Annotated in this window: 15 protein-coding genes and 1 pseudogene; 6 read left to right on the forward strand and 10 right to left on the reverse strand. The window is 60.4% G+C overall.

All coding sequences use genetic code 11. The annotated features are described in order from the left end of the window. The first annotated feature begins 15 nt into the window (after nucleotides 1-15). The 5 genes from OEZ49_RS14460 (at nucleotide 16) to OEZ49_RS14480 (ending at nucleotide 5690) form a co-directional block, all read left to right on the forward strand. Entirely contained in the window at nucleotides 16-816 is an 801-nt protein-coding gene (locus tag OEZ49_RS14460; RefSeq protein WP_263388976.1) for an inositol monophosphatase family protein, read from the forward strand. Between the two features lie 79 nt (nucleotides 817-895). After that, entirely contained in the window at nucleotides 896-1648 is a 753-nt protein-coding gene (locus OEZ49_RS14465) for an N-formylglutamate amidohydrolase (protein WP_263388977.1), read from the forward strand. Between the two features lie 5 nt (nucleotides 1649-1653). Next, nucleotides 1654-3006, forward strand: coding sequence for a glutamine synthetase family protein (locus tag OEZ49_RS14470; protein WP_263388989.1), 1353 nt, complete (start codon nucleotides 1654-1656; stop codon nucleotides 3004-3006). A 93-nt stretch (nucleotides 3007-3099) separates the two neighbouring features. Further along, on the forward strand, nucleotides 3100-4482 hold the full coding sequence (locus OEZ49_RS14475) for an aldehyde dehydrogenase family protein (RefSeq protein ID WP_263388978.1): 1383 nt from the start codon (nucleotides 3100-3102) through the stop codon (nucleotides 4480-4482). Nucleotides 4483-4544: 62 nt separating this feature from the next. Further along, complete coding sequence (locus OEZ49_RS14480) at nucleotides 4545-5690, forward strand: iron-containing alcohol dehydrogenase (protein WP_263388979.1); 1146 nt, start codon at nucleotides 4545-4547, stop codon at nucleotides 5688-5690. A gap of 150 nt (nucleotides 5691-5840) precedes the next feature. Here the strand turns inward: OEZ49_RS14480 and OEZ49_RS14485 are convergent, their stop codons facing one another. The 3 genes from OEZ49_RS14485 to OEZ49_RS14495 all read right to left on the reverse strand — a co-directional run bounded on the left by OEZ49_RS14485 (nucleotide 5841) and on the right by OEZ49_RS14495 (nucleotide 9911). Continuing rightward, nucleotides 5841-6449: an HAD family hydrolase gene (locus OEZ49_RS14485; protein ID WP_263388980.1), complete on the reverse strand. Its 609-nt coding sequence runs from the start codon at nucleotides 6447-6449 to the stop codon at nucleotides 5841-5843. 76 nt (nucleotides 6450-6525) lie between these two features. Beyond that, complete coding sequence (locus tag OEZ49_RS14490; RefSeq protein WP_263388981.1) at nucleotides 6526-7458, reverse strand: choline/ethanolamine kinase family protein; 933 nt, start codon at nucleotides 7456-7458, stop codon at nucleotides 6526-6528. A gap of 11 nt (nucleotides 7459-7469) precedes the next feature. Beyond that, nucleotides 7470-9911 (reverse strand): GcvT family protein, encoded by a 2442-nt coding sequence (locus OEZ49_RS14495; RefSeq protein WP_263388982.1) that lies wholly within the window; start codon nucleotides 9909-9911, stop codon nucleotides 7470-7472. Between the two features lie 131 nt (nucleotides 9912-10042). On the opposite strand from OEZ49_RS14495, the gene OEZ49_RS14500 reads away from it, so the two are divergent. Continuing rightward, a complete protein-coding gene (locus OEZ49_RS14500; protein ID WP_263388983.1) occupies nucleotides 10043-10834 on the forward strand; it encodes a DeoR/GlpR family DNA-binding transcription regulator in 792 nt (263 codons plus the stop codon). A gap of 26 nt (nucleotides 10835-10860) precedes the next feature. On the opposite strand, the gene OEZ49_RS14505 is transcribed toward OEZ49_RS14500, so the two are convergent. The 7 genes and pseudogenes from OEZ49_RS14505 to OEZ49_RS14535 all read right to left on the reverse strand — a co-directional run bounded on the left by OEZ49_RS14505 (nucleotide 10861) and on the right by OEZ49_RS14535 (nucleotide 16007). Continuing rightward, on the reverse strand, nucleotides 10861-11160 hold the full coding sequence (locus tag OEZ49_RS14505) for a winged helix-turn-helix domain-containing protein (RefSeq protein ID WP_317853175.1): 300 nt from the start codon (nucleotides 11158-11160) through the stop codon (nucleotides 10861-10863). 63 nt (nucleotides 11161-11223) lie between these two features. Further along, nucleotides 11224-11583: a response regulator gene (locus OEZ49_RS14510; protein ID WP_263388984.1), complete on the reverse strand. Its 360-nt coding sequence runs from the start codon at nucleotides 11581-11583 to the stop codon at nucleotides 11224-11226. 143 nt (nucleotides 11584-11726) lie between these two features. After that, nucleotides 11727-12020, reverse strand: a complete 294-nt coding sequence (locus tag OEZ49_RS14515) for a glycine cleavage T C-terminal barrel domain-containing protein (RefSeq protein WP_263388991.1) — start codon at nucleotides 12018-12020, stop codon at nucleotides 11727-11729. Nucleotides 12021-12035: 15 nt separating this feature from the next. Beyond that, a pseudogene (locus tag OEZ49_RS14520) lies at nucleotides 12036-14042 on the reverse strand (DUF1989 domain-containing protein); the annotation flags it as partial. 34 nt (nucleotides 14043-14076) lie between these two features. Next, nucleotides 14077-14916: an ABC transporter permease gene (locus tag OEZ49_RS14525; protein ID WP_263388985.1), complete on the reverse strand. Its 840-nt coding sequence runs from the start codon at nucleotides 14914-14916 to the stop codon at nucleotides 14077-14079. Then, complete coding sequence (locus OEZ49_RS23050) at nucleotides 14858-15310, reverse strand: ABC transporter permease subunit (protein WP_397545669.1); 453 nt, start codon at nucleotides 15308-15310, stop codon at nucleotides 14858-14860. The genes OEZ49_RS14525 and OEZ49_RS23050 overlap by 59 nt, the downstream gene beginning before the upstream one ends. Nucleotides 15311-15788: 478 nt before the next feature. After that, the gene (locus tag OEZ49_RS14535) at nucleotides 15789-16007 is read right to left on the reverse strand and encodes a hypothetical protein (protein WP_263388987.1); all 219 of its coding nucleotides are present in this window, start codon (nucleotides 16005-16007) and stop codon (nucleotides 15789-15791) included. Nucleotides 16008-16067 lie beyond the last annotated feature (60 nt).

Raw genomic sequence — 16067 nt, forward strand, 5'->3', positions numbered from 1 at the left:
TCGGAAAACACTCTCATGACCCAGATTTCTTCTTTTTCAGAATCGCCTTCGGCGGAAACGGTCCTGCGTGACTGCGCAGCCTGGGCCGAAATGTCCGCCGCGACTGCGCTGAGCTTTTTTCGCCAGGGCACTGCTGTCGATTTCAAGGCCGACCTTAGCCCGGTCACCCTCGCGGATCAGACTGTAGAGCGGGAGCTGAAGGCAGCTATCACCGCGAAATATCCGGACCACGGAATCTTCGGTGAGGAAACCGGCATCGAGGGCGACGGCAAGGTCCATCTCTGGATTATCGACCCAATTGACGGGACCCGTTCCTTCATCTCCGGCCATCCGCTGTTCGGCATGCTGATTGCATTCCTGAACAAAGGTCAGCTGCAGGCCGGAACCATCAGCATGCCGGCATTGAACGAAGTGTACTGCGGCGGCCTCGGGATTCCGGCCACTTGCAATGGCACGCTCATTCACGTCTCAGGCCAGCGCGATTTGAACGCAGCGGTCCTCTACATCAACGAGGGGGAAAAGCTGTTGGCGGATCATCCGTCCGTCACGGCCCAGCTGCTCCAGGCGGGGCAGACCCGGCGGTTCGGATACGATTGCTATCCCCATGCCCTGCTGGCGGCCGGTCATGTCGATGCGGTGATCGACTATGATCTGAAGCCCTATGACTTCCTGGCTGTGTCAGCGGTCGTCGAAGCGGCAGGGGGCATCATGACGGACTGGCAGGGTAAACGGCTGACGCTGGACTCTGAGGGTGCGGTGATATCCGCCGCATCGTCGGAACTGCATGCCGTCCTGATTGAGCTGCTGAACAGCTAATTTGCTTCCTAGCAAATCCCGAAAAGCCATGAATGGGTGCGCCGCCCGTCCATAAGTTGTACCGCAAAGGAGGCCGGTAATGACGCTGCAACCTTTCGAAGTCATTAATCCCAATGGCGCAGGGCCTGTTGTGATAATTTGCGAACATGCTTCTGCGCACATCCCAGCGATCTATGATGGCCTCGGGCTGGCGCCCGATGACCTTAAGAGCCACGCTGCGTGGGACCCAGGTGCCCTGGATCTTTCCCTGAAACTGTCCAAGGCACTGGATGGGCCGGTTGTTGCATCAGCGGTGTCGCGGCTGGTCTATGACTGCAACCGCCCGCCCGAGGCTCCCAGCGCGATGCCCGCACAGTCGGAACTGATCAAGGTGCCCGGAAATACCGGGTTGACGGCAGCAGCACGCCAGGGCCGCACCCAAGCTGTCTACCGGCCCTTCTGCCGCGCTGTCTCGGATGTGCTGGCCAAACGGGGGCCCGGGACGATTGTGGTGACAGTGCATTCCTTTACCCCGGTCTATTTCGGCAAACCACGAAATGTGGAGCTGGGACTGCTGCATGACGAAGACAGCCGTCTGGTGGATCTCATGCTGAATCATGCTGGCAAACTTCCCAACCGGAAGATTGCCCGCAATGAACCCTATGGCCCGGCCGATGGTGTCACCCATTCGCTTAAACTCCATGCCGTCAGCCGCGGGCTGGCCAACGTGATGATCGAAGTCCGCAATGATCTGCTTGCGACCGAGGAAATGGCCTCAGAAATGGCTCTCGACATTTTGGCACTGCTGATCCCGGCAGTGAATGAACTCAAGAAGAAGGAAATGGTGGTTTGAGCGGAATACTGACCTTCGACACTCTTAAGGACCAGGTTGCCGATGGCACCGTTGACACCGTGCTGGTCTGCTTTGTGGACATGCAGGGCCGCCTGATGGGCAAGCGCTTCCACGCCAAGCATTTCGTGAATGGCGCCTGGGAAGAAACCCATTGCTGCAACTATCTGCTGGCGACTGACCTCGCGATGGCGACCCCGGACGGTTATGCCTCGACCAGCTGGGAGCGGGGTTACGGCGATTATGTGATGAAGCCTGACCTTTCCACCCTGCGCCCTGTCCCGTGGCTGGAGGGCACCGTTATGGTGATGTGCGACGTGCTGGATCACCATACGCACGAAGAAGTCTCCCACTCCCCCCGCGCGATCCTGAAGAAACAGGTGAACCGCCTGAAAGCGATGGGCTATGACGCGATGTGCGCCACCGAGCTGGAGTTCTTCCTGTTCGCCAAAAGCTTTGACCAGATCCGCCGCTCCGGTTTCCGCGATCTGGAGCCGATTTCCGGCTACAACGAGGATTACAACATCCTGCAGACCACCCGCGAGGAGCATGTGATGCGCCCCATCCGCAACCACTTGTGGGATGCGGGCCTTCCGATCGAAAATTCCAAGGGCGAGGCGGAAACCGGCCAGGAGGAGCTGAACATCAAATACGCGGCGGCGATGGACACGGCAGAGTTCCACACCATTGCCAAGCACGCGATCAAGGAGATCGCGGAGCAACAGGGCCATGCAGTGACTTTCCTGCCGAAGTGGAGCCACGACAAGGTCGGCTCCTCCTCCCATGTGCATCAGTCGCTGTGGCAGGACGGCAAGCCCGCGTTCTATAACGAGAGCGACGAACTGGGCATGTCGGCGTTGATGAAGAATTACATGGCCGGCCTCTTGAAATACGCGCCTGATTACACCGCCTTCATGGCACCCTATATCAACAGCTACAAACGCTTCATGAAGGGCACCTTTGCGCCCACGCGGATCATCTGGTCGGTGGACAACCGCACCGCGGGCTACCGGCTGTGCGGGGACGGCACCAAGGCCATCCGGGTCGAATGCCGCATTCCGGGCTCCGACATGAACCCCTACCTGGCGATGGCAGGCATGCTGGCCGCCGGTATTGCGGGCATTGAAGAAAGCCTGGAGCTGCAAGCCCCGACCAGGGGCGATGTCTACCAGGGCGATACCGGTAAGATCCCGGGCACCCTGCGGGACGCGGCAGCAGCGCTGAAAGGTTCGGAGATGCTCCGCAAAGCCCTTGGCGATGACGTGGTGGATCACTACGTCCGCGCGGCGGAAGTGGAGATCGAGGATTTCGACCGGGTGGTCACCGACTACGAGATCGCCCGTGGGTTCGAGCGGGCCTGACACCGGAGAACGCCGGGGGCCAGCCCCCGGACCCCCGAAGTATTTTCGGAAAGATGAAGAGGGCTTTGCCCTTTCTGAATGGAGTGAATGGCAATGAGCCAGGTATTGAAATGCATCTCGCCAATCGACGGATCGGTCTTTGCAGAGCGCGCGGTGCTGTCGCGCGAGGACGCCCTTGCGGCGGCAGAACGGGCGCGGACGGCGCAAGCGGCCTGGGCGGCCCGGCCGCTGCAGGAACGCATTGATCTGGTGATGGCGGGCGTGGCTGCCGTCGGCGCGATGAACGAGGAGATCGTGCCGGAGCTGGCGCATATGATGGGCCGCCCGGTACGCTATGGCGGCGAGTTTGGCGGCTTCAATGAGCGCGCAGGCCATATGGCGAAGATCGCTGCAGAGTCGCTGGCGGATATCGAGGTCGGCGAGGATGCTACTTTCAAACGCTACATTAAGCGTATACCGCACGGGGTGGTCTTTGTGGTGGCGCCCTGGAACTACCCCTATATGACCGCGATCAACACCGTAGCCCCTGCCCTGATTGCCGGCAATACCGTGGTGCTGAAGCACGCGACCCAGACCCTGCTGGTGGGTGAGCGGATGGCGCAGGCCTTCCATTCCGCAGGCATCCCTGAGGACGTGTTCCAGAATGTCTTTCTGGACCATGACACCACGTCGGAGCTAATTGCCCGAAAAGCGTTCAACTTCGTGAACTTCACCGGTTCGGTAGGCGGCGGCCAGGCGATGGAGCGCGCGGCAGCCGGCACCTTCACTGGCGTCGGCACCGAGCTGGGCGGCAAGGATCCGGGCTATGTGATGGAAGACGCCAACCTGGACGCGGCGGTCGACACGCTGATTGACGGCGCCATGTTCAACTCCGGTCAGTGCTGCTGCGGCATCGAGCGGATATACGTGCATGAAAGCCTGTTTGACGCCTTCCTCGAGAAGGCGGTTGCCATCGTGAAGAGCTACAAGCTGGGCAACCCGCTGAATGCGGAGACCACCATCGGCCCGATGGCCAATGTGCGCTTTGCCAATGAAGTGCGCGGCCAGATTGCCGAGGCGGTTGAGGCCGGTGCAGTGGCCCATATCGGCACCTTTGCCGAGGATGACGGCGGTGCCTATCTGACACCGCAGATCCTGACCAATGTCACCCACGGTATGCGGGTGATGCGCGAGGAAAGCTTTGGCCCCGTCGTCGGCATCATGAAGGTGTCCTCTGACGAAGAGGCCATCGCTCTGATGAACGACAGCGACTTCGGCCTGACCGCCTCGCTCTGGACTGTTGACGTGGAGCGGGCGCAAGCCGTGGGCGATCAAATCGAGACCGGCACCGTCTTCATGAACCGCGCCGATTACCTGGATCCGGGCCTCTGCTGGACCGGCTGCAAGGACACCGGCCGCGGCGGCGGCCTGTCGGTCATCGGTTATCACAATCTAACCCGTCCGAAATCCTATCACCTGAAGAAGGTGACCGGCTAAGGGCGGCCCGCCCGCCCCATTTCTCCTCCCGGGGCGGGCCACTTGCATCAAAGGAACACAACATGTCTCTCGTTGGAAACTGGTCCTACCCGACCGCAATCAAGTTCGGCGCAGGCCGGATCAAGGAACTGGCGGATGACTGCGCGGCCGCGGGCATCAAGCGCCCGCTGCTGGTCACCGACAAGGGCCTGGCCGATCTGCCGGTGACCCAATCAACCCTGGACATCATGGAGGCTGCGGGCCTCGGCCGCGGCATGTTCTCCGAGGTCGATCCGAACCCGAATGAGAAGAACCTGGACGCCGGCGTCGCTGCCTACAAGGCCGGCGGCCATGACGGGGTGATCGCCTTTGGCGGCGGCTCAGGCCTGGACCTGGGCAAGATGGTCGCCTTCATGGCGGGCCAGACGCGCCCGGTCTGGGATTTTGAGGATATCGGCGACTGGTGGACCCGCGCCGACGCCGATGCCATCGCGCCGGTCATCGCCGTGCCGACCACCGCAGGCACGGGTTCCGAAGTCGGCCGCGCCTCGGTGATCACCGACAGCGTCACCCATCAGAAGAAGATCATCTTCCACCCCAAGGTGCTGCCTGCAGTGGTGATCTGCGATCCTGAGCTGACCGTCGGCATGCCCAAGTTCATCACCGCTGGCACCGGGTTGGATGCCTTTGCCCATTGCGTCGAGGCGTTCTCCTCGCCGCACTACCACCCGATGTCCCAAGGCATCGCGCTGGAAGGCATGCGGCTGGTCAAGGACTACCTGCCGCGCGCCTATGCCGAGGGCACCGATATCGAGGCCCGCGCCCAGATGATGTCGGCGGCTGCAATGGGCGCCACTGCCTTCCAGAAGGGCCTCGGTGCGATCCACGCGATGAGCCATCCGATCGGCGCGCATTTCAACACCCACCACGGCACTACCAATGCGGTCTGCATGCCCAGCGTGCTGGAGTTCAATGCCTCTGCGATTGCCGACCGTTTCAACATGGCCGCGGCTTACTTGGGCATTGAGGGCGGCTTCGACGGTTTCCGCAGCTTCGTGCAGGAATTGAACGACTCCCTGGGCATCCCGCGCGGACTGTCCGACCTGGGCGTCACCGAGGCGGCGGTTCCCGAACTGGTCAAGGGCGCCATCATTGACCCCTCATGCGGCGGCAACCCCATTGAGCTGACCGAGGAGAACCTCGCCCAGTTGTTTAAGGCCGCGATGTAGAATTTCCCCCGACTTCTCCAGCGGGGTCACCCGCTGGAGGCTTTTTCGCGTCTGCGGAACTGGCCAGACCTTCAACGGCAAGGCACCCAGAACCGGGCAGATTTACGAAAATCACTCCGCGAAAGCGCATTGTTCCGGACCCGCTGTTTTTCATAGAGCTGCCACGATACCGACAATGTGAACGGGAGTGTCGGCAATAAAGTCCGCTCCGGCCTCGCGAAGCAATTCCGGCGCCTGCCATCCCCAGGCCACCCCTACCGGCGGAATACCCGCCTGTTTCGCAGCAGCAATGTCGCTGACCCCATCGCCCACCATGCAGGTGACAGGCTCAGGCGCCGCACGTTGCAGGGCTTTCAGCTTCCCGGCCTTGCCGCCCGGAATATCCCGCGAAAGTATTACGGACACATGCTCATAGCAGCCGTGAAACTGGAGGAATGGCTCTATCGTACTGCGGGGCGACGCCGACAGAATGCAGAGTCGGCCGCTCGAAGCCACGTGTTGCAAAGTTTCAGCCATGCCCGGAAACACCGGTGCAATCTCCTGGCAGTGTTCAAGATAACTGCAGGCATCCGCTGCAAAGGCCCGGGTGTCGAGGCCCAGTTTCGCAGCCAGCCCTTCAAAACTGACCTGTTCCAGACCGGCAAACGGGTTTTCCGCAAGCGGGCGGGTACAGCCCTGCTGCCTGGCTGCGTGGATGCAGGCCCTTGTGCAAATTCCAAGCGAGTCTGCGATAACACCGTCGAAGTCAAAAACGACCAAGATATTCCCCTAAGGCTTAAGGCTAGCCTGTGTGCTGCGCAGCATGCAGGCTGCAAGTTAAAGACGGAACTGTTGGTTATTCAGCAGCAACGGCGGCCAGATGGTCCGCAAAGGAGGGCGCAAGCATAAGGGTCTTGCAGCGCGCAAAACGGTTGGTGGCATAGGCCCAGAAGTCCTCCGCCGGGTTGCCGTCCGCGTGCTGGATCAGCCCCCAGAGTGTCCAAAGCAGATCGCACATCGCTTTGTAGATCACCATTCGCCCGTATTGTGCAGCACCCGGCGGGGAGCCGAGATAGGCTGTCAGCATCTCCCGTTCCTGGGCCTCGGTCATGCCTGCCTCAACTGACAGATCGCCCAGATCCCACAGCGCATCATTCATGCCTGAGTATTCGAAATCGACAATCCACATCCGGTCGCCGTTATCCAGGAAGTTCTCGCAAAGCGGGTCGCAGTGGCTGGGCACCAGCTTGCCGGGCCTAGCCTTGAGCAGTTCCCTGATCGGAGCCGCTTCGGCGACCACCTCGGCATAGCCTTCGGGAATACTGGCGTCTTTGGCGGCCAGCACCTCCATATAGCCGCTGATCATCGAAAACAGTTCGAAGCGGAACTTAAACGGGGCCGGCGCATCATGCAATTGCCGCAGAGCCCTTCCCGCCCGCGCCGCCGCCCCCGGGCGTTCGGCAAACAATTCCGGGGTCATGGTGGCAATTTCCGGAATGCACTCGCTGATCATTACACCAGTTGCAGGATCCGCCCACAGGACCACTGGCCCGACCCCGGCGTCTGCTGCAACCTGGGCGTTATGGATCTCCACAGAGCGGTCGATATACTCTTCGGTGCCTTCTCCGGGAATACGCACGATCACTGCCTGCGGCCCGCCTTCCACGCGGTAGACCAGGTTCGTCAAACCTCCCAGGCGCTGCACCTGAAGTTCCGTTGCATCACGGTCTACAAACCCCTTAAGATTTTGCAACGCTTCGGTAATCCGAGTGACATGTTCCATATTCATTGCGGCCTCCCTCAGGCTTTCAGGCGGTCATTGGCGGGGTCAAAAAGCGGCCCGTCCACCCTGCGCAGCGCGCGGTGTTCGCCGAATAGTTCAAGCTCAAAGTCCCTTTCCCCGGCCAATTCCGCCGGAAGATAGCCGTAGACAATCGTCTTTCCGGCTGTGGGGCCATAGCCGCCGCTGCAGGCAAGCGATACCGCGGCCCCTTGATGGAGGATCGTCTCACCGCCGGTCATCGGCAGCCGCTCCTCCGCTGCAAAGGTGCAGAGACGCAGGCTGGTCCCCTGTGCTTTCTGCCGTTCCAGAACCGGGCGGCCCAGGAAATCTCCCTTGGACTTCAGATGCACGCGGGCAGCGAGACCGGCCTCGACAGGTGAGTAATCCGGAGTGATATCAGCGCTCCAGTACACATAGCCTTTCTCCAGCCGCAGCGACTCGATGGCCCGGTAGCCGAGGTCGCGGATGCCGTGATCCTGCCCTGCCTGCCACAGCAGGTCATAGACATGCAGGGCGAATTCCGCCGGGACATGAAGCTCCCATCCCAGCTCACCGGTATAGCCGATCCTGGCTGCGCGCACCTTCGCGGCGCCCAGCGTGATCTCCCGCGCGGTTGCAAACGGAAAGGCCCCGTTGGACACATCTTCCTCCGCAACCACCTGCAGCACCTCCCGCGACTTGGGACCGCAGATATTGATCACCGCGCGGGCCGAGGTCATCTCAATCAGCTGCGCCGATCCATCCCCGGGCAGGTGGCGGCGGATCCAGTCGGCATCATGCACGCCGAACCCAGCGCCCGTCACGATGTAGAAATGATCGCGCCCCAGCCGGGTGACTGTGATGTCCGCCTCGGTGCCGCCTTTCTCGTTGCAAAGCTGCGTGTAAATCACCGCGCCGTCCGGCTTGTCCATGTTGGACACCGCGAGGTTCTGAATGGCGGCCAGGGCTCCCGGGCCGATCAGCTCAAACTTGGAGAAGCTGGACTGGTCGATCAGCACGACGCCTTCCCGGGCGGCCTTGTGTTCCTGTTCAGCAAACACCTTCCAGCCCGGGTTCAGGAAATCCAGCTGGTCCACCGGCTCCACACCTTCAGGGGCGAACCACAGCGGGCGCTCCCAGCCGTTTTTCGAGCCGAACACCGCGCCATGCTGCTTCAGCCTGTCATGCAGCGGCGACAATCGCAGGTTCCTGGCGGTCTCCGCCTCCTGGCCCGGATAGCGCATTTTGTAGTGATGCGCGTAGTGCTCCACCGCACGGGGGTACATGAAGGCGCGGGTGGCGTGGTGCGGGCTGAAACGGCGCACATCCAGCGGCCACAGGTCCAGGCTCGGCCGTCCCTCCAATATCCATTCCGCAATGATCTCCCCGGCGCCGCCGCCAGCGGCAATGCCGTAAAGGAAGCCGGTCGACAGCATCAGGTTCTTCAGTTCGGGTGCCCAGCCCATGACGAAATCGCCATCTGCGGAATAGGGGATCGGGCCATTGATGACCTGGCGGATTCCGACCTCGTTGACAACCGGCGTGACCTGGCCTGCCAGCTCCGCCAGCGGGGCAAACCTGTCCAGATTGTCCGGCAGCAGCTGGCGCACGAACTCACCCGGAATGCCGTTGTCGCCAAAGGGTAGCGTCCCCTCTTCATAACCGCCGATCACCAGCCGCCCGCCGGCGTCCGGCTTGTAGTAGACCAGCCGCTCCGGATCGCGCAGCGTCGGCAGCCCTTTGACTAGCGCCGGCTGAGGCAGCGGTTCGGTCACGATGTACTGGTGCTCGACCGCGCAGGCGGGGACAACAACACCCAGTTTCGCGGCCAGTTCCCTGCTCCACATTCCCGCGGCCAGAACAACGGTTTCGGCTTCGTAGTCTCCCTCGGACGTCATCACCCTGGAAATGCGGCCGCCCTTCAGCTCGAAATCCTCGACCTTGACGCCCTGGCGGATTTGCGCGCCGTGCATGCGGGCCCCGGCCGCAATCGCCTGGCAGAGGCTGGCGGGATCCACATGGCCGTCCGAAGGAATGAACGCGGCTCCTTCCAGGCCTTCCGCATCGATATAGGGGAACAGCTCCTTGGCTTCGGCTGCTGTGATGATCTCCATTTCCAGATCGAAGCTGCGCGCCATCGTTGCTAGCCGCTTGGCTTCCAGCAGCCGCTCCTTGGTTGCGGCCAGGCGCAAGCTGCCCACTTTCTTCCAGTCGAACTCCATGCCGGTCTCACTGGCCAGCCGGTCATAAAGCGCCACCGAGCGTTTCAGCATCCGGGTGGTATTGCGCGAGGAACGCAACTGCCCGACCAGGCCGGCCGCATGCCAGGTGGCGCCTTCCGTCAGCGACGCTTTTTCCAGCAAAACCACGTCTCTCTCGCCTGCCCGGGCCAGATGATAGGCGATGGAGCATCCGATGATACCGCCGCCAATGATGAGATGCTTGGCTGAGTGAGTGGTCATGACGTTTCCCTGTTGCAAGATCCTTGGCGAAATCAAATCCCAAAAACAACACAAATCAACACTTATGTTGCTATTTCGTTGAAATTTGTCGATTGATTGCGGGAAAAACTGGCCCTAACCTCCAACAGGCAACATAAAAGCGTCAACAAATGTCGAAATACGAGCAAGACATACTCAACACCGTGAACCTGCACGGGCGGGTTTCCGTCATGGACCTGGCCCGGATTCTGCAGGTTTCGGATCAGACCGTTCGGCGGATCGTGAAGCCCATGGTCGAAGACGGGCGCCTCTCCAAGGTGCATGGCGCGCTGGTCAGCACTCAGAATGTGCTAGACCCTCCCTTCATGGCGCGCATGACCCAGAACCGGGCAGCGAAGGTTGCGATTGCCAATGCGGTTGCTGAACGGATCCCCGACGGCTGCGCCATCGCCATCGACACCGGCTCCACCTCTGGCTTCATTGCCCAAGCGCTGCGGACGCGCAAAAACCTCACCGTGGTAACCAATTCGGCATTCATCGCTGCCACGCTGTCGATGGAGGAAGGAAACCGAGTGTTCATGGCGGGCACACAGCTGCGCAATCACGACGGTGCCGCATTCGACCGGGCCGCCTATGATGTGATTGCCAGTGTTTCTGTGCAGACTGCGGTGCTTTCTGCCTCGCTGGTCCATCCGGCCAGGGGGTTCATGGTTTATGATCAGTGCGAAGCGGACATGGCAGGGGCAATGAAGGAAATTGCCGAGCAAACCATCATGGCTGTTGATTCAACAAAATTCAACGAAGCCAGCACCAGTCCAGCGCTGCGTCTGCCGGAGCTTGCGGCAAACGACCTGATTGTCACCGACCGACGGCCACCGCCGGCGTTCCGGGCTCTGCCTGGGCAGGCGGATCTGCTGATCGCAGATGTACAGGGCGCCCCTGTGGGTGACAACCGCCATTGAAGAGCATCCAAGTACCGATGCCTTTGTCAATTCCGGCCCGCCGCGCCCGGAACCTGCTCGCCGCATAATACATACCCGACATTGCGGACGGTCTTGAGCGCAACCGGCACCGCAGGATCCGGCTCTATTTTTTGGCGCAGCCGGTATACGAGGACATCTATACTGCGATCAAAAATCTCATCGCCGCTTACCCTGCTGAAATCTATAAGCTCCTGGCGGGACATCGGAACGTTCATGTTCTGGCACAACGCGTGCAGAAGATTGAATTCATTGTTGGACAGACCAGTCTCCGTGCCGCCCGGGCTGATCAGTTTCCTACCGATGATCTTGAGGGTCCAGCCGTTGAAACCATACTCTTCCTGATTGCTACCACCATCCGGCCCTGGCGGCTATGCATCAGGAGACGAGCGGCGCAGGATCGCCCGAACTCGCGCCAAAAGTTCACGCGGGCTAAACGGCTTTGTGACATAGTCGTCGGCCCCCAGTTCAAGGCCAACAATTCGGTCCGCTTCGTCACTGACACCGGTGAGCATGATGACGGGCGTCTCGGTGGTCTTGCGAAACTTCTGCAGGAAGACCAGCCCGTTTTCATCGGGCAGATTCAGGTCAAGCACCAGCAGATCCACCTCGCCGCTGCGCAGGTATTCACGCGCCTCAGCGCAGGTGGGAAAGCCCCTGACCCGGAACCCCTGATCCTCCAAATAGTCGCTCAGCAGCCCGCAGATACCGGGGTCATCGTCAACTATCATGATCGTTTTCGGGTCAGACGCCATTACACTCACATCTAGGAAGAGTACCGATTATTGATGACTTCCCTCCCGCTGGCAGCAGCAGCAAGTTGTCATGACCGCACCCGCTTTCTTTCGGGATCATAGAACGGCACAGGCACAATTCACGCCTTTAGGCGCTTCTGGGGCCCATCAAGCTTGCCGATTTCAACACAGCTGCCCGCAGCTGCGTAGTCCTTTTCAATCCGGCACAGCGCGATTGTCTTTTTCAGGACCGGCGAACGCGTGCAGCTGGTCACCACCCCGATCTGCGCGCGACCTGAGAAAAGCAGATCACCGTGTTCGGCCAGTTCATTGCCATCTAGTTCCAGTCCTGCCAGCTTAAACCGTCCCTGCTCTTTGCGGCGCTGCAATGCCAGCTTCCCGGCGAAATCATCGGTTTTTGATTTTAAGGGCACCGTGAACCCGATACCCGCCTCAAACGGGTCAATCGTGTCATCGAACTCATAGTGTCCCATGACCAGTCTGGCCTCAATCCGCACCATCTGCAAGGCATCGGTGCCAAACGGCGCAATGCCGAACTCCGCCCCGGCCTCGGCAATGGCATCCCAGACGGCCGGCGCGTCGGCGTGATGGCAAAACACCTCATACCCCAGCTCGCCGGTATAGCCGGTGCGCGACACCACCAGCGGGATGCCGTCAAACCCATGCAGCCGGGCGATCGAGAACCGGAAACATCCCAGGTCCGTCAATGGGGTCTCGCAGTCCCGTGTCCAGATAATCTTCTCCAGAGTCTTGCGGCTGAACGGTCCTTGTACCGCAAGATTGGCTAGCTGCTCGGTCGACGGTTTCACCCAGGCCTTGAAGTTTTCTCTCGCGGCAAGCTCGCGCAGCCGAACGCCGCAATAATCCTCGGCGCACACCCAGCGGAACAATTACTCTCTCATCCGGAACAGGGTTCCATCGTCGATCATGCCGCCGGTCTCGTGGTACATCGCGGTATATACGACTTCCCCCACCGAGAGTTTGCGGACATTGCGGGTCACTGCCAGGTTCATCAGATTTTCCGCATCCGGCCCGGTGACCTCAAACTTCCGCAGGGAGGACAGATCCATTATGACAACCTTTTCGCGGCAAGCATGATATTCGCCGACAGTGCCGTGGTTCCGGAAACTGGCCGGCAGCCAGACGCCTCCGAAATCGCTGTAGTCCCCTGTCAGAGCTGAAGTCCGGCTGTGAAAAGGCGATTGGCGTGTCAGGGTTGGTTTTGCTTCGGGTGTCATTCTTACCGCCACGGATTTCGAGAAGATTTCTTTAGCGCTGTAGGTGCGGACATGGATGTCGGTCGGGTTCCATCCGTTCGCCGGGTCGAGGTCATTCGGGAAAGAGGTGGAGAGGCATACGCAATCGGTAAGGGCGCGCAGCAGCACATTGTCGCCGGGCCGCGACCAGGCCTCGTCGAACGACAGCGCGTTGTCATGCTCGGTCCGGGAGTTGAAGAAGAAGTTCACCGCCTCCCATCCGGCCCGCGGCGCGACATCATAGGCGGCCAGACGCTGGTTAATATTGTCAGTGCAATTGACATGACCCGGGTAACCCAGTTCCTCATAGAACCGCGCAAAACAGGCGAGTCCGAAGGTATCATGCCGCCCGACCGTGTCGCGGATGACTTCGAACATCGGCTCCTGGTCCACATTGAAGAACTTGGCGTGCAGCCCCGGTGCGGGATAAGCAGCCCCCATCAGCGAGCGTTTCGTGGTGTGGTGAATGTCCAGCTCGCGCCCCCGGTCGAGCCCCCGTAGCGTCAGCGCCTGGAAGTCGGAGCACTGCCGGCCGGATACGTCAATAATCTGAATGAAGTCTCCGGCTTTGACTTCATAGCTTACAGCGGAGGAGTGGGGAACATGGATGTCCTGCAGCGGATCAGCCAGCGGGTCAGGCAGTTTGCGCAGCAGGGACTTCTCCGGATTGGCCCGCTTGATAAGAACTTCTACACGGGCCGGCGCATGGTCTCCGGCAACACTCATAGCCAGGCTTGGAGCTGCGATCAGGCAATACCCGTCTTCCGCAACTGTGAAGCCCTGGCGGACCCCGGGAAGCGGCTGATCCTCATATAACCGAACCGCCGACCGGCCCACCGGATCATATTTCCTGCGCTTCATGAAACTGCGGAGAGAGGCAAGAGCTTCACCGCTATAGAATTGTGTGCCCGTGCCCAGTTCAAAGACCACTGTCCCGGACTGCCCTTCAATCTCCTTGATGCCATGAGAATCCCGGCGCCCGTCCGAGGTAAGAAAAAGAAGATCGCAAACCTGTCCGCCCTCGATTGCAACGAAGTGCAAGGTATCGCCCGCAAAGACCTGGTAAGCAGAGAGTGACCTGGACGCGATTTCATCGCGTTCGATCCCCTGTTGCCACAGGGAAATCCCCGGTTCGACAAGGTGTTTCCACCGGCTGGTGTTCACTGTGTGAATGCCCATGATTCAGCTCCGTATTTCTTGTGCGGCAAGCCTTTCAGCCCGTGAGGCCAAGCGCTTCACTGCGCTTGCGGCTCCATGTGCGCAGGATCCGGTCGGCGGTGATGCCGAGGCTGGCGATGCAAAGGCCCGCGATCAAGCCGCGCCTGGTATCGCCGTCCGACAGTGCCCAAGCGATCTGCTGACCCAGGTCCTTGGTGCCGACGAGCGCTGCAATCGCGACCATGAACAGCCCCATCGTGATGGTCTGGTTGATCCCCAGCATGATTTCCGGAAGCGCCAGCGGCAGCTCGACCTTCCACAGCAGTTGCCGCTTGGTGCAGCCAATTGCCTCGGCCGCTTCCTTGGTTTGTGCCGAAACCCTACGCAGGCCTAGGTTCGTGTATCGGATCATCGGCACAGTGGCATAAGCAATGACCGCCGTGATAGCCGCCACGTCACCGACCTTGACCAGCATGACTACAGGGATGAGGTAAACAAAGGACGGGAAGGTCTGAAGCGTATCGCAGATCAGCAGGATGAAACTTGACAGCCGTTCGTTGCGCGAGGCGAGCAGCCCGATTGGCAGGCCGATCAGAATGCTGACAACCACTGCCATGGCAATCATGTAAAGCGTGATCATGGTTGGAACCCAGAACCCGGTGATCAGCAGGAAGGCAGCCAGCGTTGCAACCGTTGCAGCCAGTTTCCCACCTCCGATGCGGTAACCAGTCATAGCAACAAGGGCGATGACAACGGGCCAGGGCAGCCAGAGCAGCGCATTACGGCTGAGAATGAGGACATAACTCAGCAGAAAGTTCTTGAACGCCTGCAGCCCATCATACCACTCGTCCGAAACGTAGATGACGACAGCATCCCAAAATGGTGCTGAAGTCACTGTATAGGCCGCCGGATAAAGGTGTAGCCCATCTGCAAAGGGTTGCGACAGCAACAGTTGCCACGCACAGCACAACGCCAAGAAGAAGGATGCCCCGGCGGCGTTTCTGTTCGCCCCGCTTATAGGGATCATAGCGCCAGGCCGCTAGGCTGAGCCGGTCCAAAGCGACGGCCAGCACGACAATGGCGGCACCAAGCTCCAAAGCGGTCCCGAGCTTCAGGGAAATCAGAGCGATCAGCAGGCCATGGCCCAGTCCGGACGCCCCTATGAGGGAGGCGATAACTACCATTGCCAGGGTCTGCATGATGACCTGGTTGAGGCCCGGCAGCAGCGTTGCTGCGGCGGCAGGGAAACGCACCTTGCTGAGAAGCTGCCACCTTGTGCAGCCTGCCATCCGGCAACGCAGGCACCTGGCCGAACCCGAACAGCACGACAATGGGGGCAAGGTAGGCAAAATGCGGTGTACTCTGCATCACATCCAGCACAGGTGAAAGCTCCCGCTCCAGCCGTGGCGCCCCGGCCAGCACAACGCCCGCGGCCATGCCCATCAACGCGGCGAACGGGACAATGACCAGCACCAGCGAAAACGTGTTCATCGCGGGCTCCCAGACGCCGAAGACCGCCAGAAAGGTGAAGCACCCAAGTAGAATTGCAGCCAGCCGCCAACTCCCAAAAAGCAGCCCAGCAAGAGAGAAGATCAGCGTTACCGTAACCCAGGGCAGCGGCAGCAGCGGCGCGCCGCCAAAGCCGGAGACCAGCAGGCCTTCGGTGAAGGCGAGAGGCCACTTCAGCACCTGCGAAACGGCGCGAGTCAGGTCGCGGAAGGCAATAAGCCCGAAATCCGCTTCATAGCCGAGCCAGTCAAAGAAAGCTCAAATATACCCGCTGAGAGGCATGACCCAGGACTCCGGGTAATCACGTGCCCAGACGAAGAGATTGTTCATGAAGTAGCCAGCGGCAATCACAGCCGCAGCGGCCAGCGCCAGACGCATACAGCGCAGGCCTATTGCATAGGTCAAAGAGTTCCCGCCTGCGCCGCCAGAAGACCGGGCGGCATTGGTGTCAACGGTAGTCATGGTGTTGATTGCCACTGAGATTTGACCCGGCAACCGCCAAAATTGTCACCGAGATCTGACCCACGCTGTTGTTAT

Source organism: Ruegeria marisflavi (genome assembly GCF_025673445.1).
Lineage (GTDB): Bacteria > Pseudomonadota > Alphaproteobacteria > Rhodobacterales > Rhodobacteraceae > Ruegeria_B > Ruegeria_B marisflavi.